This window comes from Oceanobacillus sp. FSL W7-1281 (genome assembly GCF_037969835.1).
Lineage (GTDB): Bacteria > Bacillota > Bacilli > Bacillales > Amphibacillaceae > Oceanobacillus > Oceanobacillus oncorhynchi.
The window spans coordinates 3757050-3778459 of sequence record NZ_CP150214.1; the positions used below are offsets into that span (position 1 = coordinate 3757050).

Below are 21410 nucleotides of genomic sequence, written 5' to 3' on the forward strand. Positions count from 1 at the left end.
TAATATATCATTTAGCGCAGCTTCTCATACTCCAGCATGACCGCTTCCGTAATCGGATGATTCTGTTCTAATCCGCTCACCTCTGCAAAAGCTGCTGCCGGCCCATTTTTTTGAATCATTCTTTGAAGCTTCACTGCTTCTTCATCGCTTTTATTTTGAAACCGTAAAGCAGCTGCCATCGCTTTGGCTAAATAGGTCGGCGCAGCAGATGTAAATTCCAAATACATACTTGCCGGCCGTACAAAGCGGTCTTTCGGCCCAAGCTTGCGAACCGGCCCTCTGCCCACACGGGTTACTTCATCAGAAATATGCGGATTTTGGAATCGGTCGATGATTTTTTGAATATAGGCTCCATGTGCTTTGGCGTCAAATCCATAGGCCTCTATTAAAGCCTGGCCAGTCTCCTGTAATACACCGTTTAAGGTATCCGTCACCGCTTTATCCTGCAGCGCTCCGTCAATGGTTTCATATCCATGATAGCTTCCCAAATAAGCTGTCGCTGCATGCCCGGTATTAACAGTAAACAGCTTCCGCTCAATATAGGGCCCAAGCTCTTCAACGTAAGTGATTCCTTTTATATCAGGTAGCTCGCCTTGGATAAATGTCTTCTCCACGACCCATTCATAATAAGGCTCCACACGAACATCCAGCAAATTCGCATTTGTTTGATTCGGTACAATTCTATCTACTGCCGCATCTGGAAAACCAAATAAATCGTCAAAGCCTTCCTGATCTGTTTCACTGATTTCCTGGTAAACATATTCCTTTAATAACGTACTCCCGCCAATCATATTTTCGCAGGCAATGATGGCAAGCGGTTTCCGGCGAATATCGATTCTTTCCACAAGTCCTTTGGCAATCGCTTTTGCGATGACAGGCAAAATATTCGGCCCGACAGCGGTTGTAACGATATCCGCATCGATGATCGCATTCGTCACAGCCTTCGGGTCTTCTATACTGTTAATACCAGAAATATGTTCTACAGTGACCGCATCACTTGTTTCATCTGCAAAATGAACCTGGTATGATTTGTTTTGATTAATGCTTGAGATAATTTCGTCGTTAACATCTACAAAGGTAACCTCGTACCCTGACTGATCCAGTAAAAGTCCAATAAAGCCCCTGCCGATATTTCCTGCACCGAAGTGAACCGCCTTCATTAGTCATTCACCTCATTAAGGGTTGCTATAATTTCCTCCTTAGAAGCTGCCTGCGTCAATTTCTCCACATTCTCTTCTTCTGAGCAGATAATAGCAATCTGCGATAATATTTCTAAATGCTCATCTCCTTTTCCCGCAATACCAATCAACAGTTTTACGATATTTCCATCGCCAAAATCAACGCCGTCCGGAACCGTGACAACTGACAGTCCCGTTGCTAAAACTTCTTTTTTCGCATCTTCTGTACCGTGCGGAATAGCTAATGCATTTCCCATAAATGTCGTTGCAATCGCTTCACGCTCCAGCATCTTATCAATATAGTTTTCTTTCACATAGCCGTTATTTAATAAAATGCCGCCAACGTAACGAACCGCTTCCTCCTTGGATGCGAGCTGTACACCTAATTCAATATTCTCTGCGCTTAAAATTTCTTTTGTCATGGATATGCACTCCTTTTTTAAAACTTGGATAAGGTAACTACTTATCTTAATTAACGGTTTTCCTCTTGGTAAAACTTTTCCTGAATAAATAATTGAAACTGCTTTGTCAAAGCTTGCTTAATTTCTTTTTCTTCTGCTTCCTGAAGCAGCTGCAGATACGTATCATCCTGAATAATCAAGCCGCTGATAAAGCTTAAAATATCTAATGCTTCTGGATGCACAGCTTCCGGAGCAAGCATGATCAAAATACGGGATACATCCATCTTTGTTCCGTCCATTGCCTCTACTTCTTCCTTCTTAGGCAATTGAAAAACATAGAATCCCGGCCCGTTAATCGTATCTGATCTGGTATGAAATAAAGCAAGCTTTGAATCAGGAATCCCTAAACCTCCCTGAGCTTCTCTCTTGGTCAATTTTTCAAACAGGATTTTTTGATTTTCAATCAGGCCGTGCTGCTGTAATTGAAGACAAATAGATGCCAAGAAAGGCCGCTTCCCTTCTTTCAGATGAAATAATTTAAACCGGTTTAACACCTGTAAAATGATGTCTGAATAACGATGCATTTCTTGAAGGTTTACTAGAAAATCTCCTTCCATCATCTTATTTGTTTTCACTGATGATGAAGGCCGTGTTAATGCTGCTTTTCGGATGGCTGTCTTCACTTTGGCAGCCTCGTCCTCTGTCAGCATCGGTGAAATGTGCACATAGCTTTGATTCAAATTTTCTAAAAGAACGGTCGAAACAATGACATCATATTCTAAAAGCTCCTCTTGCTTTAAATCAAAAATGGATTGGTGCCTGGCCAGCTCTATTTCTGGAAATTTACGTTCTAATTTGGTGGCCAGCATTTTTGATGTCCCAATCCCTGTGGAACAAATAACCAGAACACGTACATCTTGACGCTCCTCGGTCTGCAGAAGTGTCGCTGCAAAATGTAGGACAATATAAGCAATTTCTTCTTCCGGAATCTGCAACTCCGGAAAGACAGATGCAGTACATGCTTCAATTATTTCGAAAAGCTCCATATAATCCCGTTTGATTTCTGCCAGCATCGGATTATGAATATTCATCTGCTGTTTCATTCGATAGATAGCTGGCTTTAAATGCGTGGTTAAATCGTTTAAAAAGCGGTTATTTGCCGATAAATCAATCTGCAGCTCTTCTCCTGCTTTGCGAATGAGCTCCTTCACCCGATGTGCCAGATCCATACTGGCCTCTTCCAGCAAATAGGATTGATTTTCTCTAAGCTTTGCTCCCATTAAATGCATCGTAATATAGCCAATCTCGTCCTCCGGAATCTCGATGGAAAAAACAGTCTCCAGTTTTTCAATTAATTTAGCTGCAATGTGGTATTCCTGCTTCCCCTGAATCTCCTGTTTATACCCCTCATCAAAATGGATGGTATCTCCTTTTTGCAGTCTTTCAATCGCAAGCGCCAAATGAACAACCAGCCCGACATACGCACTGTCCGCCAAATGATAAGGAAGCTCCCTGCCGATTGCCTGCACCTGCTCTTCTATTTTTTCTAATTTCAGCGGGTCAACGAGACCTAATAACCGGTCAGAAATCGTTTCACCCTTTGCTTTTTCTTCCTTATTTTTTGCTTTGATTTTCTCCACAAATTCAAATAGATCAATATGACGGGAGATTAAATTACTTAATACAGCCCGTTTTTTCACTTCATCCCCTTGAATTTCTACGCCATATCCTTTTTTCCGGACAAGCTCTAAATCAAAAGTCTGGATACGCTTCTCAATGTTATCCAAATCCTGAGAAATTGTAGCGATCGTCACATTCAATTCACTGGAAAGGGTAAATAATTTAATCGGCTCATGAACCTGAATTAAAGTATTTAATAAAATAGATTGTCTTTCTTCTTCCGATAATTCGACCCCGTCCAGCAGTGCGACCTGTTCTTTTAATTGCTGCTTCTTCTGCAACTTTCCGTTAATCGTAATTCCAGAACCTGCCTTTTTATAAAAAGTCAGTTGATAAGCTGCTAATACATCCTCTAATTTCTTTAGTTCACGGTGAATGGTTCTGGTACTGACGTTCAGTTTATCCGCTACTTGTTTTACTGTTTTTTCTTCTTCATCCGATAGTAAAAAAGACAGGATATTTCGTTCACGACTAGTAAGATACATTGCCATTCACCTCCCTTCCGCAGATAGCCTTCCCTTAATAGAGAAGGCTATTACTTTATTATAACTGCACAGAACACATCAATCCTTTAATCGTTCGACCAATTCATCGTAGCGCGGGCTGTTTAAGAAATTATCGACAGAAATATGCTCTGCATCCGGACGTTTTGCTTTCGCCCTGTCTGTCAGTGTTTTTTGCGTAATGATAATATCCGCATCATCCGGGATTTCATTTATTGCTTTATTGGTTACATCGATGGCAATATCGTTTTTCTTGAATTTATTCTTTAATAAGGAAGCTCCCATTGCACTGGAGCCCATTCCGGCATCACATGCAAAAATAATTTTATTCACATCTGTTGGGTCCTTCACAGGTATTTCGATATCCGCTTCTTCCTTTTCTCCTGTCAGAGAACTGCTGACACTGCTTTTCTTTCCTTTCATTGCTTCCATCTTTTCAGTAGAAGCGGTAAGATCCTCTTCCCCGCCTTTTGAAGTCTTCAGGATAAAGGAAGCGATACCAAAGGAAACGGCAGTTGCTATAATAACACTTAAAATAACTCCGACATAACTGTTAGCAGGTGTCATGAATATAACAGCGAAAATACTTCCTGGTGAGGCAGCAGCTCTCAACCCTGCATCAAATAATTGAAGTGTAAATATTCCTGACATACCACCAAAAATAGCTGCAATAATTAGCGTAGGTTTCATTAAGATATAAGGGAAATAAATTTCATGAATACCACCTAAGAACTGAATAATTGCTGCCCCTGGCGCAGATGCTTTGGATACGCCTTTTCCAAAGAAAGCAAAAGCAAGTAATATTCCTAGACCAGGTCCAGGATTCGCTTCAAGAAGGAACAGAATAGATTTTCCTGTTTCTAATGACTGTTCTGATCCAAGCGGTGTCAGAATACCGTGGTTAATCGCATTATTTAAAAATAGTGTCTTGGCAGGTTCGAGAATAATACTGGTTAACGGTAATAAACCCGCACTGACAATAGCTTCAACACCTCTTCCTAAAGCATTTGTTAAGCCAGAAACGATTGGTCCAATTCCAGCTACAGCAATCATCGCAAGGATAGCGGCTAAAATCCCAGATGAGAAATTATTATATAACATTTCAAAGCCCTGGCGAATTTTTGCCTGAAATAGATCATCCACTTTCTTCATCAGATAACCGGCTAATGGGCCCATTACCATCGCTCCAAGGAACATTGGCTGTTCTGCTCCGACAATAACCCCCATTGTCGCAATGGCACCTACAACTCCTCCACGGAAATCATAGACCATACGTCCGCCTGTGAAACCAATCAATAATGGCAATAAATATTTAATCATTGGATCAACTAAGCTAGCCATCGTTTCATTTGGAATCCAGCCATCCGGAATAAATAAAGCTGTAATTAACCCCCAAGCAATAAAAGCACCGATGTTCGGCATAATCATTCCACTGAGGTTACTGCCAAATTTTTGTACTTTTGCACGTAATCCACCGTTTTGTGTTGACATATTGTTAAACTCCTTTCCCTTTTGAATTCATTTCTTATCTTTATTTTATGCCGTGTCATCAAGGGAAAACAACCTAATCAAAATGCAACTTTGTCACGTGTTTGTTGCCAAAATAATATTAGAAGGTTGTCATGCTTGGATAGGAAAAGAGATGCGATATAGCGTTAAATGGAAAAAAAGAGACATCTGCCAGACAGGTAAGATATATCCTCTCCAACAAAATGTCTCTGTTAAGCCTCAACAAATTATCATGTTCTTCATTTTTTTGACCAAGCAATTTCACAAGAAAAAGCCGCCATATAACATAGCTCCAGCAATAATAAACGCCGGATGCACCTGTTTTATTTCTATCAGATAAAAACTGATAACAACAATAATGGCTGTTTGCAGCAGACCAATACTGATATATGCTTCCGTCCAGAAATTCCAGGCAATCACACCCAGCAGCACTGCAATAACCGGCTGGACAAATACCGTCAGCCGATGGACGCGTTCTGATTTTTTATATTTGAGTAAAATGCCACCCAGTAAAATCATTAAAATCAACGAAGGGGCAACTGTGGCAAAGATTCCGACAATGGAGCCTGCCACACCGCCTAATTCATAGCCGACGTATCCTGCCATTTTGGTGGCTATCGGTCCGGGCAGTGAATTGGCAAAGGCCAGCACCTCTCCAAATTCTTGCACAGACATCCAGCCATAATTACGCACGACCTCATTTTCGACCAGGGTTATCGAAGCAGGACCGCCTCCATAGCCGATGATCCCCGGAATAAAGAAAGCAACAAAAATATCCCATAAAATCATGAGCGTTCACCTTCTTTCTCCTTCTTTTTCACCGGAAGAGCAAAAGCGATAATTAAGAGAAAGCCAATCACAATACCCGGATGAATATGCAGGTAATTTAGCACTACAAATATCACCGCAATCATGATAATCGCACGTATCCAGCCGAGACCTTTTCCCGCTTTATGAAGGAACTGCCACGTCAGAACGGCCATCATCATCCCGACAACAGCTACCACCGCTGCAGTCATGCCCTTCACCCAATCAAATTCGCGGACCTCTGATAGCGTTCTTAATAAAATAATAACTAATAAAACCGTTGGAATCACAGAAGCAACCAACGCATTCAGCATACCAATCCAGCCGGAGACACGATAGCCGATATAGCCTGCCAGCTTGGTGGCTATCGGTCCAGGCAGGGTATTGCTGATGGATAACATATCAGTAAATTCGTCCTCATCCAGCCATTTATACTTCTCGACAGCTTCCTTCCGCATAAGCGGGATCGAGGCCGGTCCGCCGCCGAAGCCCAGCATTCCTATCCGGAAGAAAGCGATAAAAATATCCCATTGCTTTTTCATGAATATAACAATCCTTCTTTATCTCATTTTCAAGCCTGTTCTACCATACAGCGATATGCCCGTCTGCTCTGGACTCGGTTCCTCCAGAGAGCACGCCGGTTTCCGGGTTGCGCCAGATGATTTGCCCGCGTCCGAAGCTGTTCGGCTCCAGCTGTATGTGTATATCATGTCCTTTTTGACGCAATTCTTGAGCAATCGTATACGGAAATCGATGCTCTACCTCTATCCTTTTCTCTTTCAACCATTGCCATCTCGGTGCATCCAAAGCAGCCTGCGGATGAAGTCCAAAATCAATCGTATTCATCACAACCTGAACATGTCCCTGCGGCTGCATAAACCCGCCCATCACGCCGAATGGGCCAATTGCTTCATTGTTCTTTGTAATAAAACCGGGAATAATCGTATGATAGGTTCTTTTCCCGCCTGCCAGCACATTGACGTGCGTCTCATCCATAGAGAAATCCCATCCTCGATTTTGCATCGCAATCCCTGTTCCGGGAATCACTACTCCTGAACCAAAGCCCTTATAATTACTCTGGATAAAGGAAACCATATTCCCTTCTTCATCTGCTGTTGCTAAATAAACCGTTCCGCTGCCAGCAGGATTGCCTGCATTAGGAAGGATCGCTTCCTCGCCAATCAATGCCCTTCTCGAAGCCGCGTATTCCTCACTCAAGAGCTGCTTCGTTGTATAGCGCATTTGGATTTCCTCGGTAATATGCCGCTTCCCGTCTTCAAATGCCAGCTTCATCGCTTCCATTTGCTTATGATATGTATCTACCGATTCCTTGGCTGTCATCGAATAGCCCTTTAAAATATTCAACGCCTTCAGCGCAATGATTCCCTGCCCGTTCGGAGGAATCTCCCAAATATCATACCCCCGGTAATTGACCTTTATCGGAGTTACCCATTCTGTTTCATGCTTTTCTAAATCCGTCTTTGTTAAAAAGCCGCCAGCTTCCTCTGAGGCCCGGGCAATTTTATCAGCCAGCTCTCCTTCATAAAAAGAAGCTGCATCCGTCTCTGCAATCGCTTCTAACGTCGCTGCATGATCAGCTGATTTCCAGATTTCCCCCACTTTAGGAGCTCTGCCGTCGGGTGCAAAAGTTTCAAACCAGGCAGCAAAATCATAGCCTTCTTCCTTTTGATACATTTGATAGGCTTTCTTCCAGAAGCGTGCTAATATCGGCGATACCGGGAAGCCTTCCCTGGCATATTCAATAGCCGGCTGCAGCGTTTCTTTTAAGGACAATTTGCCAAAGCGTCTGGATAATTCCGCCCATGCTTTAGGCACACCAGGCACCGTTACAGGTATCCACCCAAATGGAGGAATCGCATCATATCCTTTTTCTTTGACTGCTTCTATGGAAATATGTTCAGGAGACCTTCCGCTGCCATTCAAACCATGCAGCTCCCCTTTTGTCCATACAAGGGCAAACGCATCTCCGCCAATTCCATTGGATGTCGGCTCTACCACCGTTAAACAGGCCGCTGTCGCAATCGCAGCATCAATGGCATTGCCGCCTTTTTTCAAAATTCCTAACCCCGCTTCCGCTGCCAAAGGCTGGCTCGTCGCAACCATCCCTTTTTTTGCGTATACGGATTCTCTTGCAATTGCATAAGGATTAAATTTTTGATGTATCTGCTCCATCTGCTCATCCTTTCAAGGGCTGTTTATTATCGTCTGACCGGCAAAGAAAACCGGATATTCCATCAAAAAAACATGGAGTATGATAGACTTTACTACCTTCAAGTCTATCATACTTGTTCTGGAATCTGTAAGAGTTCTTGCTAATCTATCCATCTAAAAAAAAGACTCTTCCTGCCATTCATAGGAAAAGTCTTTTCAAATCAAATTTAATTACCTGCGAAAAAAAGTCCAAGCTGTGCTAATAAGGCACTGCACAGATACGTTCCTGCAAATACAAAGACAGCAACAATCGCAATTTTCCAGGAGGTTCTCCGCAAATCAACAAGCCGGTTAGCTACGGAAATCCCGGCAACAGTCAGAATCGGTGTCGTAATCGCAAGAAAGTCTACAGACTGAATTGCTTCCACAAAAAAATCTGAAATCAGGCACATCGTTAAAGACGTAATTGATACCCAGCCTAAGATAGGAAAATCACGGATGACTTTGATCGGAACCAATTTCATAAGATCAGCAATAATTACACCCATAAATGAAAATAACCAAAGGATTCCTAACCCGACAAAGGTCATGGATGTAATTGGTGTCGAATCTGGATTTTTTATCAGCTTGATTTCTTGTGCAAATAAGATTAATGCTACACTTAATAAAAGTACGAGTGCATATCGGATATAACGGCGCATGGTCGGGCTCATTTTTTGTCACCTCTAACTAAGAACTTATATACAACCTGCTGCAATGGTGCGGCAAGGAATACCATCGTAAACGTACCTATAAAACTGGTTAACAGCTGACTGGCGGAAGCATAGGCTAAAATGGTATTTTCCAATTCAGGAACCCTTGCTACCAATGTGGCAGATGCAGCACTCATCATACTTCCTGAACCTACTCCAGATGCCATTGCAAGTGCTTCGACACGAATACCGAAATCAAGTAAAACCGGCGCAAAAATACTAAAGAACATCGTCCCGAATAACGTACCAATCACATAAAGCGAGATAACTCCCCGCCCTTCCGGCGATTCAAGCGTATACTTTTCGGAAATATACGCGAGCTCCCCTTCTCTTCCTATTCCTAATGTTGCCCCAATTGCTTCACGACGCAAGCCTATCAATATAGCAATCGGCAGCCCGAAAAGAACAGTTCCCAGATTACCAATCTCCTGAATGATAAACACCCAGCCGACCTGCAGAATCTCTCTGATCTGCGGAGCAACATCAGACCCGTACCGGGCCATTAATGGAAGCATAATAAAAATTAAATATTTACTTGCAAAATCAACATTCTTCTTGCTGTAAATCTTTTTCAAAATTCCTTTTCGCAAGAATGGCATCCCCAGAATCATTGCAATCGCAATTGCAAATACTAACGGAAGCATCGAGATGGTCATGGAACCAACCGTAAACGATTGAATACCAATCAGCTCAGCCGTCGCAATAACTGCCAGGACAAACAATACAAAATAAACAAAATTTTTCACCATATCTATTCCCCAATTCTTAAAGTACGTGTTAAAGAAAAACCAAGAATACCGCTTGGTCTTTAAATCACCGGTGTCCTCGCCGAAGCGATGTCCGCTGCGGGAAGCCGCTTTCCGCGGGCAACGGCTTAGCCTCCTCGGAAGAAAACCACTTCCTGCGGGGTCTTCACCTGTTGCTTTTCCCGCAGGAGTCGACTTCCCTCCGCTCCCATCTATGTGGAATTATGTTTTATTTGCTTTTTTACAAAGAAATAACGCAAATTCTAGCAACGGGTTTGATGGGGCGAGTAATCGCAGCAATGTTGTCAGGTTAATGAATTTTCTTAAATTTAATACAGATAGAATAAAACTATCTAGCGGAGGAAAAACACGGAGACTCCTATGGGAAAGCGCAGTGTGAAGACCCCGCAGAAAAAAAGCGAACTTCTTTTTTTTGAGGAGGCTGAGCGCAAGCCCATGGAAAGCGTAGTGTTTTTCCGCAGCGGTCGCATTAACCTGACAACATTGAAGATTACTCCCTCCATGAAACCCGTTAGAGCGGCTATATTCAGCATTTTTTATATACTTTCCTATGCTTTCAAAAAGCCCCTTTTATTAGGCTTTTTGAACATCCTTTTAAACGCAACTAGTTGGAACCATCCACAATCTGATTAATCACCGAAAGATATTCCGAATAAGAACGTTTGTACAATTTTTCCTTGTCCACATTTTCATCTATATTTTCTAATACTTCCGCAACAAATTCCGGGAAAATACTATAAATAAATTCCGGATCCACATCAATGAAATCATCACCATGAATCGTTCCCGTAAAGCCGCTATAGCCGATTTGGATAGATGGAATCATATACGATAAATCCCCAATATCTCCAGCTGCACTAATAAAGCTCTCGTTATCGATTTCATCAATTTCCGAAAAATTATCAAAAACAGCTTGTACAAAGGTGGAAAGGTATCTGTTCTGAACAAAAGGAAGATATCCCATTTGTGTATGTGTTCCCACGTCGTCCCCCTGCAGGGCAATCGCGCTTCCTTTAGCTGCATCATCCAATTTGGCTGCTGCTTCTTTTAAATAATCCACGGTTTTTGTCCGGAGATCGGTGCCAACTGTGATTTCATTCGGAACCACATTAGTCGACATATCGGAGCCCATGACAATAGGATTAATACGAACATGCTCCCTCTCATCCAGCTGCTGTCTCATTAAACCGACTGCGGTATTGAAAACTGTGGACATGCTGTACGCATTCTTGCTGGAAAACGGATCAAAGCCCGCATGCGTTGCTTTTCCTTTAAAGGTATACTTTTTATAAAGAAAACCAGCTAAATCGCAATTCACATTCACTGTCCGGTTATCAAACTCGCCGCCAATGGCATGCACGCAAATAGCTAAATCGATATCATCAAAAACACCCAGCTTCATCAATTCCGGCTTGCCGCCATAATGCGTGATCGTTCCCTGTTCAATCAATGCATCACGATAAGCCAAATCTAAATACTCTTCTGCTGGGACAAAGATAAAACTTATTTTATTTTTCCAATTTTTGCTGGCATTTGTCTTCACGTAATAACGATAGATTGCCAGTGCGATAGCGACCTGCGTATAATGTCCGCAGTTATGAGCCGCTCCGGTTTCTTTATCAGCGTACATATGTGATGGTGCATACACTGCATCCAGCTCAGCAATAAACGCAATATGTGTATCCCCTTCTTCAGGCCCTAATGTCGTCTTGAATCCTGTCGTACTGAAATGCTCGATGTCCACATCTGGATTAACTTCCTTTAAAAAGCGGATGATATTCTCTTTTGTCCGCTGTTCTTTATAGCCTAATTCCGGGTGGTAATAAATATCCTCTGCCACGTCTTTTATCAGCTGATATTGCTCTTTAAAAAACATAATGGATTCTGAACGCTCCTTTTCAACATGTTAAAGTGTTAAAGCATGATAATATCTTATCATTCGACAAATTTCACGTCAATACAGCTTTTTCACACTTTTTTGATATTATTTTGAACATTATGGTACAGGCTCCCAAAAAAGAAAAAGCATAGGAAACAGAGGTATCATAAAACATCTGCTTCCTACACTTTTTTTGCTATATCAACCGCATAGCCTATTCACTGATTTCAATATCATATTTCCGTAACCAATAATCAATCTGGCAGAGATGGGCAATTAACTGCGGCCCTCTCATCAGCTGACCATACCATGGGTCCTTGAACTCTTTTCCAGTGCTTTCTACAATTTTCTCTACCTTATCCTTCTTCAAAAACTCAAAGATCCTTGCTTCGGAGTCGGTTAAAATCTTCCGCATCCACTGCGACACCTGCTCCGTATATTCCGGCTGAAATGTCCTTGGATAAGGGCTCTTCTTCCGGTAAAGCACCTCTTGCGGCAGAACGCCTTCCATCGCCTTTCGTAAGATCCCTTTCTCCCTGCCGTTCGCCATTTTCATTTCCCAGGGAATATTCCAGACATATTCCACAAGATGATGATCAGCATATGGAACACGCACTTCCAAACCTGCTCCCATGCTCATTCGATCTTTTCTGTCCAGAAGCTGGGACATAAACCACTGCATATTTAAATAAAACAATTCCCTGCGCCTTGCATCTACCTTGCTTTCTCCGTCTAAACGGGGCGTTTCATCTATCGTCGCTTGATATCTGTCCTGCACATAATCTGCAATCTGTAATTTACGTTGCCAATCATCATGCAATAATTCAACTCTTCCATCTAAAGACCGGATCCACGGAAAACTATCTCCTGCTGCTGTCGGGTCATGGAACCAAGGGTACCCGCCGAATATTTCATCTGCACATTCCCCTGACAACGCCACGGTTGTATGCTTCTTCATCTGCCGGCAGCACCACAATAAGGAGGAATCAATATCTGCCTGCCCCGGCTGGTCTCTCACCTCGACCGCTTCTTTCAGCAGGGAAGCAAGCTCTATCCCGGTAATCACTTCTTCATGATGATCGGTTGAGAAAGCTTCTACCATTTTTTCAATCCATTGCTGATCACTGGAAGGCTGAAACTTACTCGCCTGAAAATGCTTTTTATTACCTTGGTAATCGAGGGAGAAGGTTGATAAAGCGCCCAGTCCTTTTTCTTTGTAGTGATTTGCCGCTATGGCTGTAATTGCACTGGAATCTAAACCGCCTGACAGGAAGATAGCCACAGGCACATCTGCTACAAGCTGCCTTTGAACGGAATCGATAAACAGCGTCCGTACTTTTTCTGCTGTCTCTTCTAAGGAATCCTTATGCTCTTTACTTTCTAAATTCCAATAACGCCAGACCTTTATTCCTTCTCTCGAAACAGTCATCGCATGCCCGGCTCTTAATTCATTGACATCTTTAAACAACCCATGCCCCGGTGTTCTGGAAGGCCCCAAACCAAAGACCTCCGAGAGCCCGGTCCGATCAATTTTTGTTGTTACCTGCGGATGCGCAAGGAGCGCTTTTATTTCGGAACCGAACACAAATGTCTTTCCTTTTTCACTGTAAAAAAACGGCTTTACCCCTAAACGGTCACGTGCAATAAACAGCTTCTCCGCCGCATTATCCCAAATAGCAAACGCAAAAATACCGTTTAAGTGGTCCACACAGTCTTCCTTCCATTCCATATAACTTGTTAACAGGACCTCTGTATCCGAGGATGTCGTAAATGTATATCCACGCTGCATCAGGCTTTTCCGTAATTCCTCTGTATTATAAAGCTCTCCGTTATAACAAATAACGTATTGCTTATGTTCCGCCTCTTTGGTCATTGGCTGTCTGCCGCCCTCTAAATCAATAACAGAAAGACGGGTATGGCCAAATCCTACATGACCATCCAGCCAATAATCCGTTGCATCTGGACCGCGCAAAGACAATGTAGCTGCCATCTTTTCTAATGTTTCTCTCTCGTCCCTCGCACGTTTATCCCAGCTAATGAATCCGGTAATTCCACACAAATGGCCTCATCCTCTCTGGCAATGTCTCCAGCTCCACATTAGCCTATGCTATGCCGGCCAAGTTCGTGCATAACCAGAGGGATGTTTGGTTAGAAAAATGGATTGTTATGAAGGTATTAGGGGATGATCTTAAAGTTTCGTTTCATACTTTTCGCCAAAAGAAAGACCAAGAACATTACTTGGCCTTTAAAACCTCGGCATTCTTGCCAAAGAGATGTCCGCTGCGGGATGTCGCTTTCCGCGGGCAACGTTCAGCCTCCTCGGAAGAAAACCGCTTCCTGCGGGGTCTTCACCTGTTGCTTTTCCCGCAGGAGTCGACTTCCCTCCGCTCCCATCTTTGAAGAAATATGTTTTATTTGCTTTCTTACAAAGAAATGAAGCTAATTCTAGCGACGGTTTTGATGGGGCGAGTAATCGCAGTCCCAGAAGAAATACACGGAGACTCCTGTGGGAATGCGCAATGGTCTTCGGTGGGACGAGTAATCGCAGTCCCAGAGTGAAGACCCCGCAGAAAAAATTGACCTTCTTTTTTTCTACCCGCGGGGCATAAGTGCGACTATGCTTCTGTCTGCGCCTGACGGCTTGCCAATCAGCAAGTCTTCTTTAAAGGAGATGAGCTCGGGGCCCACGGAAAGCGGAGTGTATTTCTGGGGTTGCGATTACTCACCCCATGAAACCCGTTGGAGCGGCTATATTCAGCATTTTTTATACACTTTCTTACCTGCATAAAAAGACCATCTTCACGATGATCCTTCATTTGCAAATTTATTTATCTTTTATCGATACACCCTCTGAGCTTCCGATGATGACAGTATCCGCCATATCAATGAATAGACCAGTTTCCACCACACCTGCAATCGCCTGTATTTTCCGGTCTAAGTCAGCTGGGTCCTCTATCCTTTCAAATGGACAGTCTACAATATAATTTCCATTATCAGTGACAAGCGGCTCCTCATCCTTCAAACGAAGCACCGGCACACAGTCAAGCTTCTCTATTTCATGAGCTGTACGTTCCCAGGCAAATGGCAGAATTTCTACCGGCAAAGCATACGCTCCTAAATGGTCAACCATTTTTGACTCGTCCACGATAATAATTAACTTCTCGGCAGCCTGCGCAATGATTTTCTCTCTAAATAACGCTGCACCACCGCCCTTGATTAATTGAAAATCCGGATCCACTTCATCTGAGCCGTCAATGGTTACATCCAATTCCTTTGTTTCCGCAAAATTAGTCAGAGGAACGCCGAATTCCTTTGCCCATGCACCGGTCTGAATAGAAGATGGAATTCCTTCTATTTGAATGCCTTCCTGCTCAATTCTTTCACCTAAAGCGCGAACAAGCCAATATACTGTGGAACCTGATCCTAAACCGACTTTCATTCCATCCTTCACGAAGGTCGCCGCTTTTTCGCCAACTGCTTTTTTTAATTGCTCCTGTGTATTCATCATATTTGCCTCCTGAATGAAGATTCTTAATATCCGAGATGATCTGACGCTTGTAAATTACTCATTATGTATCCGTATCCATTATAGCGCAAATGAGAGGTTTTAGAAATAATCAAATATGTGATTTGAGTGAATTTAATGGCAAACAATGATGATGGCTCCCGCATCAACCGTCAACTTACAAGGAAGCATTATTATTATATAATCCACCATATAGGGAACACTTATCGAGAAGGGAGTGAACTGGCAATGAGTTTAGCAGAGATTTTTCGGAATGAAGGCAAAGCGGAAGGAAAAACAGCACTAACTAATACTGCTATTCGATTAATCACAAAATTCGTAGCTCCACCTTCAGAGGATATAAAGCAAAAGATACACAAATAAGAAATAAGCACTTTAGAAACCATGATGGACCATATCGATGAATTTGAAACAATGAATACTCCCGCCACTCAATTTCTACTGAAATTTGAAGTGGGGGTTTCTGGGGTATCGACTTTTATGACGATTAACCGCCAGTGGAGTTGACACGTTGGTGTACTAAAAACACCCAACCCCGCTATCCCATTGGTCCTGCCTTTGGGACTACTTTTATTTAAGAATGATTGCTGCCGGTCGAAGCAGCATCTCAATGCAAGCGAAGGGTTCTTCAAATGCTTCCCGAAAGACTTTCCTCATAATATTTCCGGCTCCATTGACATCGGCATTCACCATAACTCCATGCTTGGACTGATACAGCCCGCGTTTTATTCGCTTACCTGAAAAAGCTTTTTTGGAAGTCTTTTCACCGTAAACAGGGATTTCATCCTGATCAAGGAAGCTCGCTTTCGATGTGTAGGATTCTTCTGTCACAATAACTTTGATTCCATGTCTCTGGGCTTTGTATTTGATCATTTGCATCAAAAGACAATGCGGAATGGTTGTAAACGATTGGTTGTTTCGTTTCCCCATTTTGGCATGTTGTTTCCACGCTTTATTTTGCCCAATAATGATGGTATCAATATCCTCTTCCAGGGCTATTTTTTCGATTCGGTAACTCGCTTTATGAAATAAATCTTTGATTTGATTAAAGCGTTTGTAGTTGATTTTCTCCAATCGTTTCGACGTAAACTGACCTTCATTGGTGTCTTTACTCTGTCTAAGAATTCCGTGGTAATGCGCTTTCAATTGGTTGTAGCGTTGATTGATGGATTTGATATTTTTGCCCTTCACTACAACAGGCTTTCGTCCTGTGTTTGTGACAATGGTTGCAAGGTTATCCATTCCTAAATCAACGGACATGTACCGTTTTTTCGATGCTTTCATTTCTTGTTCTGCTTGAATTTGAAAAACAAGCTCTACCACGTATTGACCATACTTTGGGATGATGCGGACTTGCTTCAGTTTACCTTCCGTAAACCCTAATTTACCGATGTTTAAACGTTCCTTCGTTTTAGGAAATTTCAAAAACTTATTCTCTTTTATGACACAATCTTGGTTTGAAAAAAGAACTTCTTTTTCTTTCTTACGACGATATCCTGGAATTTTTGGTCTTGCTTTAAACTTGGAAGGGTTCGTTTTATATTCTCGTAAACTGCCATAAAATGCTTTCCAATTTTGGAACACCGTTTTCATAACCCCTTGACTCGATTGCGTGGGTAGAGAGCGATAATCTTCTTGTGCCATGGATTTAAAAAGAGCATCCAAAAAATTGTAACCAACATACGGATTTTCTCTGGAAGGTTCTTTGAATAAATGACACTTGATTTCTTTTCGTTCTTGGGCGGGTTTGGAATGTTCTTTTACGACCTTCTTTTGATAAACAACGAATTGGTTATCGTTGATTATTGGCATATGTTTTTGGATAGCGTCTAACACTTCTTCTTGAAGCGGCTGCAACGCTTTTTCCTGCGTGAAAGCTGTAAAAACTTGCCGGATATAAAAATTGGTTGTGTTGTGCATATTTTTTGCATTTTGGCATATTTCTTTGAAATATCCGTACATACGGTGATTCTTTTTTACCCATATTTGCATCGTTTGGTAATTCGCCATTTACTTTCCACCCCTCCATATCGAACAAGTGTTCTATAACTTATTTTACTATAAAGGGAATAAAAATTCTAGCGAAAAAAGCTAAAACCGCCAATTCACCTCCCATCTAAAATTTCATCGAATTTTTGAGGAAGGAGTCCTCTTGGCTGAAATGATAGAAAACGTAAAACGATACTTGAAATAGACAAAACACGTAGCAGCCCGTGTTTTCTTGTACATTTAGAAATATACGTTTTAGCACCTCTATCAATGAAACAAACAGCCTCCGTCTGAGATTTTTGTGACACAGGATCAAAAGTGTCATAAATAAAGATTCATAACAAAGAATACCTCCAAAAGAAAAGACCCGCAGGCTGCGGGTCTTTCCCAGTCATTCTATTAAGGCAATACTGGTTCGTCCTGAGTCACACCAACTTCATAACGAAGTATTTCCTGTCCTTCTTGTCGAATATCCCAATTTACTACGCGTTCGTTAACCGGAGCTAATTCAGCACGGTAAACCGTTGGGAATACAGGCACTTGTTCTACCATATATTCTTGCCACTCACTATACACTTCTTGTCGATATTCTAGATCCATCGCTTCTGGAGAAACTCCTTCTTCTAGAAGACGTGTATTTTCTTCATCCTCCCAGCGAGTGAAATTATATATTACATTTGGTCCCCATAAGCCTGTCGGGTCAACATCCGTTCCTACTGACCAAGCAGCTGAATAAACATCAATGTCTGGATCATCATTACCCTGCTGTCCAATTCGATCATAGAAATCATTAAATTCTAATAAACGTCCATCAATTTTTTCTACCTTAATTCCAACTTGTTCCCATGATTGGATATAATAATTTGCTAAAGGTTCTGCGGTGTCTCCACCCTCCATCGTTGCATAATTAAGCACTAGCTCTTCTCCGTCTGGATTTTCACGGATACCATCTCCGTCTACATCTTCATAGCCGGCTTCATCTAAAATTTGATTTGCCATATCCGGGTCATAAGTTGGCGTTTCAATAGAATCATCATGATAAATTTCATAGAAAGAAGGCATTAATGTGGTTGCATTCCAACGTAATCCATTATAAAACCGTTCTCCTACAGCATCATTATCTACTGCATACCACATTGCCCGGCGTAATTCGACATCGCCGACTTTTGAATTTTCTAAATCCATATCTACTTTTCCATTCTCATCATCCCAGGTTCCCATTTTAAAACCGACATATGAATAAGATCTGTCGAGTCTTCCTAAGAAATCTACATTTGTTAACGAATCTACTACATCTGGATATTGATCCGTAGGGAAAGAATCCACCATATCTACTTCTCCAGTTTCCAAGGCCTGTACGACAGTTTGAGGAGCAATTACTTTTAGTGTTACTTTATCTAAAGAAGGCTCTCCTCTCCAATAATCCTCATTCTTTGTATAGGTTACAGACTCACCAGCAGTGATAGAATCTACTTTAAATGGTCCTATTCCAACCGGGTTTACACGAACTTCATCAGACGAAGACATATCTGCTACTGGAATATCTTCAAAGATATGTTTTGGTAACGCATAAGACCATATTCCGCCTGAAAGTAAGGAAGGTGTGGCTTGTTTAAAGGTCATTTTCAATGTTTTATCATCAATAATTTCTAACCCTTCAATGCTGTCTGCTTCTCCATCATGGTATTCCTCTGCACCTACAATATTTGTCACATCTCCGTAACGCGGACCGTCATAATCTGGGTCAGCTATAACTTCAATGGCAAATGCCCAATCCTCTGCAGTTACTGGCTCACCATCATGCCAATTAACTTCATCACGGATGGTAAAAGTAAATTCATCCCCTTCATCATTAACCTCAAATTGGGCTGCACCCTCTTGAGTATAAGTGAACGTGTCATCTACTTCTAAAAGCGCCTCGTCAAACCAGTCAAGCACTTCTTTATCATAAGCATCTGAATAAAAATTAAAGTTTAATGTTCCAGCAAAAACAGAATCTGCTACTAATCCAAAATTCAGCTCTCCGCCTTCCATTGGTTCTCCTTCTTTACTAGGACTAAAATCAGCTATATCATATATCTCTCCATCAGCTTCTCCTGAATCATTATTTTCTTCTGAACCGCTATCTCCGCTGTCTCCGCCTCCGTCACCCTCAGCATCATCAGAACCGCCGCTGCAGGCTGCAAGTACAAGAAGTAGAACCAACATCATTGCAAATAAAAGCTTGCTAAATTTTGCTTTACTCATCCTTGTAAACCTCCCTTTTAATTATATTTCTTTTACGCCGGCAAGGACTACCGGCAATATATACTAAACACCAAGCTGCTGTAGGCAATTGATGTAAGTAACAAAATAAATTTCTAACCTCTCCGCTGTCTTGCATCTGCCGCACGCCGCAATGCTTCTCCGACATTACGTACACTTAGCATTAATAATAAAATCAATACTGCAGCCGGCACCCATATCCACCAGCGAAATTCCAATGTTTGCGGATTTGTTGCATAAGCTAATAATGTTCCTAAACTTGGCGTATCCTCTGGAAAACCAAATCCTAGAAAGGATAATCCAGACTCTATCCCAATATTTTGCGCTAAATTTAACGTCATCGTTACGATAATTAACGATGTAATGTTGGGTAAAACCTGTTTAAAAATAATGCTAAAGTTAGAAGAGCCTAATGTTTTCGATGCTTGTGCATAATCAAGCTCTTTCTCCTGCAATGCTTTGGAGCGGATTAATCTTGCTATTCCCATCCAGTTAAAGGCTGCCATAATGACAGCGAAAGTGAAGATATCATAACTTGGTGTCATCGTTACAAAAACAATAATAATCATTAGAAATGGCAATACCATAAAGAAGTCAATAATACGCATCATGAAATTATCGATGTGCCCTCCAAAATAACCAGAGACAACACCAAAAGCGATTCCGAATACACCGCTTATAAATGTTACTAAAAACCCAATTGCCAAAGAATTACGTGTGCCAATAATTAATTGGCCAAATACATCACGTCCGCCATAATCTGTTCCTAATATAAATTGGTCAGAAGGCGGTTCATTAATAGCAAATAAGTCTACCGTCACAATTTCTGCTCGATCTAGAAATAAAGAAATTCCAAATACAAAAGCGGTAATTAAAATTAAGAAAATCAGTGAAACCAAAGCCAGTTTATCCCGAACCAACTCTCTTAATAAGATATTAAGGGAAGAAGGACTCTTTTGTTCAGCAATTTTAGCCGTATTAGCTTCCATATATTATTCACCTCAGTGTCTGTCAAAATTCTATTTAATACGTATCCTCGGATCTACCATACCTAAGATAATATCCGATAATAAAGCACCTAAGATGCTGGCAATACCGAATAATAAGGTAAGTGCTGTCACAACACTAAAATCACGCTGCCCGATTGATTCTAAGAATAAAAGCCCCATCCCTGGATAACCGAAAATTCTCTCGACAAACACAGTACCTGTAATTAAAGATGTGATTTCCCAGCCAAAGAAAGCTGCAATCGGCAGGACTGAGTTCCGGAAAATATGTCTGTTATAAACACGGTTTTCAGAAGCTCCCTTTGCTCTTGCTGTAATAATAAAATCCTTTTGCTTTGTATCAACAATTTCACTTCTTAAATATTGCACCGTGCCGACAACAGAAATCAATGCGATGGATATTCCTGGTAAAAGTGAATGATTTAATTTACTCAGGTAATATTCCATTGTCCCGGGTTGCATTCCAGGAGCCACACTGCCACTTGTCGGAAACCATCCCAGCTGGTACCCAAAAATCCAAAGAATAACTAAAGCGAATATAAAAATAGGTGTAGCAAAACCAAGGTAGGTGTAGCCTGTAATTGCTGAGTCCAAAGGCGAATCATTATAACGCCCGCTGATAAGTCCAAGCGGGATGGCAATTAAATATGTAAATACAAGTGCAACAACAGATAACAGGACTGTATTATTTAATCGCTCAGAAATGACCGCTGTTACATCCGTTTTAAATCGATAGGACTGTCCTAAATCTCCCTGTACCAGGCCAGTAACCCAATCTGCATATTGGATATACCATGGATTATTAAGCCCTAACCGCTCACGCTGAATTTCCAAAGCTTCCTGTGTAATCGTCGGATCAATCAGACCGGTGAGTGCATCCCCAGGCATAAGCTGTGCCATAATAAATACAAGTACACTTAAAAATACAATTTGGGGAAATGTAATTAATAGCCTTCTAACAATAAATTTCCACAT

At 41.7% G+C, this 21410-nt stretch carries 17 protein-coding genes; 1 reads left to right on the top strand and 16 read right to left on the bottom strand.

Annotated features, from left to right (window positions below; translation table 11 throughout):
- Positions 1–11 precede the first annotated feature (11 nt).
- The 12 genes from MKX55_RS18570 to rpiA all read right to left on the bottom strand — a co-directional run bounded on the left by MKX55_RS18570 (position 12) and on the right by rpiA (position 15153).
- Entirely contained in the window at positions 12–1160 is a 1149-nt protein-coding gene (locus tag MKX55_RS18570) for a mannitol-1-phosphate 5-dehydrogenase (RefSeq protein ID WP_339234068.1), read from the bottom strand.
- On the bottom strand, positions 1160–1600 hold the full coding sequence (locus MKX55_RS18575; RefSeq protein WP_339179586.1) for a PTS sugar transporter subunit IIA: 441 nt from the start codon (positions 1598–1600) through the stop codon (positions 1160–1162). Before MKX55_RS18575 ends, MKX55_RS18570 begins: the two co-directional genes overlap by 1 nt.
- 50 nt (positions 1601–1650) lie before the next feature.
- Complete coding sequence (locus MKX55_RS18580; RefSeq protein WP_339234070.1) at positions 1651–3744, bottom strand: PRD domain-containing protein; 2094 nt, start codon at positions 3742–3744, stop codon at positions 1651–1653.
- Between the two features lie 78 nt (positions 3745–3822).
- Complete coding sequence (locus MKX55_RS18585; RefSeq protein ID WP_339234073.1) at positions 3823–5253, bottom strand: PTS mannitol transporter subunit IICB; 1431 nt, start codon at positions 5251–5253, stop codon at positions 3823–3825.
- Between the two features lie 279 nt (positions 5254–5532).
- The gene (locus MKX55_RS18590) at positions 5533–6060 is read right to left on the bottom strand and encodes a chromate transporter (RefSeq protein ID WP_193065510.1); all 528 of its coding nucleotides are present in this window, start codon (positions 6058–6060) and stop codon (positions 5533–5535) included.
- Entirely contained in the window at positions 6057–6620 is a 564-nt protein-coding gene (locus MKX55_RS18595; protein WP_339179590.1) for a chromate transporter, read from the bottom strand. The genes MKX55_RS18590 and MKX55_RS18595 overlap by 4 nt, the downstream gene beginning before the upstream one ends.
- Before the next feature lie 40 nt (positions 6621–6660).
- Complete coding sequence (locus MKX55_RS18600; protein WP_339238574.1) at positions 6661–8202, bottom strand: gamma-glutamyltransferase family protein; 1542 nt, start codon at positions 8200–8202, stop codon at positions 6661–6663.
- A gap of 275 nt (positions 8203–8477) precedes the next feature.
- Positions 8478–8963 carry a hypothetical protein gene (locus MKX55_RS18605; RefSeq protein ID WP_339179594.1) on the bottom strand — a complete coding sequence of 162 codons (486 nt, stop codon included), beginning with the start codon at positions 8961–8963 and terminating at the stop codon, positions 8478–8480.
- Positions 8960–9751, bottom strand: coding sequence for a DUF3100 domain-containing protein (locus MKX55_RS18610; RefSeq protein WP_339179597.1), 792 nt, complete (start codon positions 9749–9751; stop codon positions 8960–8962). Before MKX55_RS18610 ends, MKX55_RS18605 begins: the two co-directional genes overlap by 4 nt.
- Positions 9752–10373: 622 nt before the next feature.
- Positions 10374–11645 (bottom strand): M20/M25/M40 family metallo-hydrolase, encoded by a 1272-nt coding sequence (locus tag MKX55_RS18615; protein WP_339234076.1) that lies wholly within the window; start codon positions 11643–11645, stop codon positions 10374–10376.
- 217 nt (positions 11646–11862) lie between these two features.
- Positions 11863–13707: an asparagine synthase (glutamine-hydrolyzing) gene (gene asnB / locus MKX55_RS18620; protein WP_339234078.1), complete on the bottom strand. Its 1845-nt coding sequence runs from the start codon at positions 13705–13707 to the stop codon at positions 11863–11865.
- Positions 13708–14472: 765 nt separating this feature from the next.
- Positions 14473–15153, bottom strand: coding sequence for a ribose-5-phosphate isomerase RpiA (rpiA, locus tag MKX55_RS18625; protein WP_339238577.1), 681 nt, complete (start codon positions 15151–15153; stop codon positions 14473–14475).
- 138 nt (positions 15154–15291) lie between these two features.
- Here rpiA and MKX55_RS18630 point away from each other — a divergent pair, with 138 nt between their 5' ends.
- Entirely contained in the window at positions 15292–15537 is a 246-nt protein-coding gene (locus tag MKX55_RS18630) for a hypothetical protein (protein ID WP_339234081.1), read from the top strand.
- Positions 15538–15744: 207 nt separating this feature from the next.
- Here MKX55_RS18630 and MKX55_RS18635 read toward each other — a convergent pair whose 3' ends face one another.
- From MKX55_RS18635 to opp4B, 4 genes are all read right to left on the bottom strand, one after another.
- Complete coding sequence (locus tag MKX55_RS18635; protein ID WP_339234083.1) at positions 15745–17184, bottom strand: transposase; 1440 nt, start codon at positions 17182–17184, stop codon at positions 15745–15747.
- Positions 17185–17562: 378 nt separating this feature from the next.
- A complete protein-coding gene (gene opp4A / locus MKX55_RS18640) occupies positions 17563–19410 on the bottom strand; it encodes an oligopeptide ABC transporter substrate-binding protein (protein ID WP_339234085.1) in 1848 nt (615 codons plus the stop codon).
- A gap of 113 nt (positions 19411–19523) precedes the next feature.
- Positions 19524–20417 (bottom strand): ABC transporter permease, encoded by an 894-nt coding sequence (locus tag MKX55_RS18645; protein WP_339179611.1) that lies wholly within the window; start codon positions 20415–20417, stop codon positions 19524–19526.
- Positions 20418–20447: 30 nt separating this feature from the next.
- Entirely contained in the window at positions 20448–21410 is a 963-nt protein-coding gene (gene opp4B, locus MKX55_RS18650) for an oligopeptide ABC transporter permease (protein WP_042530042.1), read from the bottom strand.

Bases quoted from the DNA above. Each gene is read 5' to 3' on its own strand.
- MKX55_RS18615 (WP_339234076.1), bottom strand. From the start codon at position 11,645: ATGTTTTTTAAAGAGCAATATCAGCTGATAAAAGACGTGGCAGAGGAT.
- MKX55_RS18600 (WP_339238574.1), bottom strand. From the start codon at position 8,202: ATGGTTGCGACGAGCCAGCCTTTGGCAGCGGAAGCGGGGTTAGGAATT.
- MKX55_RS18580 (WP_339234070.1), bottom strand. From the start codon at position 3,744: ATGTATCTTACTAGTCGTGAACGAAATATCCTGTCTTTTTTACTATCG.
- MKX55_RS18585 (WP_339234073.1), bottom strand. From the start codon at position 5,253: ATGTCAACACAAAACGGTGGATTACGTGCAAAAGTACAAAAATTTGGC.
- MKX55_RS18605 (WP_339179594.1), bottom strand. From the start codon at position 8,963: ATGAGCCCGACCATGCGCCGTTATATCCGATATGCACTCGTACTTTTA.
- MKX55_RS18645 (WP_339179611.1), bottom strand. From the start codon at position 20,417: ATGGAAGCTAATACGGCTAAAATTGCTGAACAAAAGAGTCCTTCTTCC.
- MKX55_RS18590 (WP_193065510.1), bottom strand. From the start codon at position 6,060: ATGATTTTATGGGATATTTTTGTTGCTTTCTTTATTCCGGGGATCATC.
- rpiA (WP_339238577.1), bottom strand. From the start codon at position 15,153: ATGAATACACAGGAGCAATTAAAAAAAGCAGTTGGCGAAAAAGCGGCG.
- MKX55_RS18575 (WP_339179586.1), bottom strand. From the start codon at position 1,600: ATGACAAAAGAAATTTTAAGCGCAGAGAATATTGAATTAGGTGTACAG.
- MKX55_RS18570 (WP_339234068.1), bottom strand. From the start codon at position 1,160: ATGAAGGCGGTTCACTTCGGTGCAGGAAATATCGGCAGGGGCTTTATT.
- MKX55_RS18630 (WP_339234081.1), top strand. From the start codon at position 15,292: ATGGCAAACAATGATGATGGCTCCCGCATCAACCGTCAACTTACAAGG.
- MKX55_RS18635 (WP_339234083.1), bottom strand. From the start codon at position 17,184: ATGGCGAATTACCAAACGATGCAAATATGGGTAAAAAAGAATCACCGT.
- MKX55_RS18595 (WP_339179590.1), bottom strand. From the start codon at position 6,620: ATGAAAAAGCAATGGGATATTTTTATCGCTTTCTTCCGGATAGGAATG.
- opp4A (WP_339234085.1), bottom strand. From the start codon at position 19,410: ATGAGTAAAGCAAAATTTAGCAAGCTTTTATTTGCAATGATGTTGGTT.
- opp4B (WP_042530042.1), bottom strand. From the start codon at position 21,410: ATGTGGAAATTTATTGTTAGAAGGCTATTAATTACATTTCCCCAAATT.
- MKX55_RS18610 (WP_339179597.1), bottom strand. From the start codon at position 9,751: ATGGTGAAAAATTTTGTTTATTTTGTATTGTTTGTCCTGGCAGTTATT.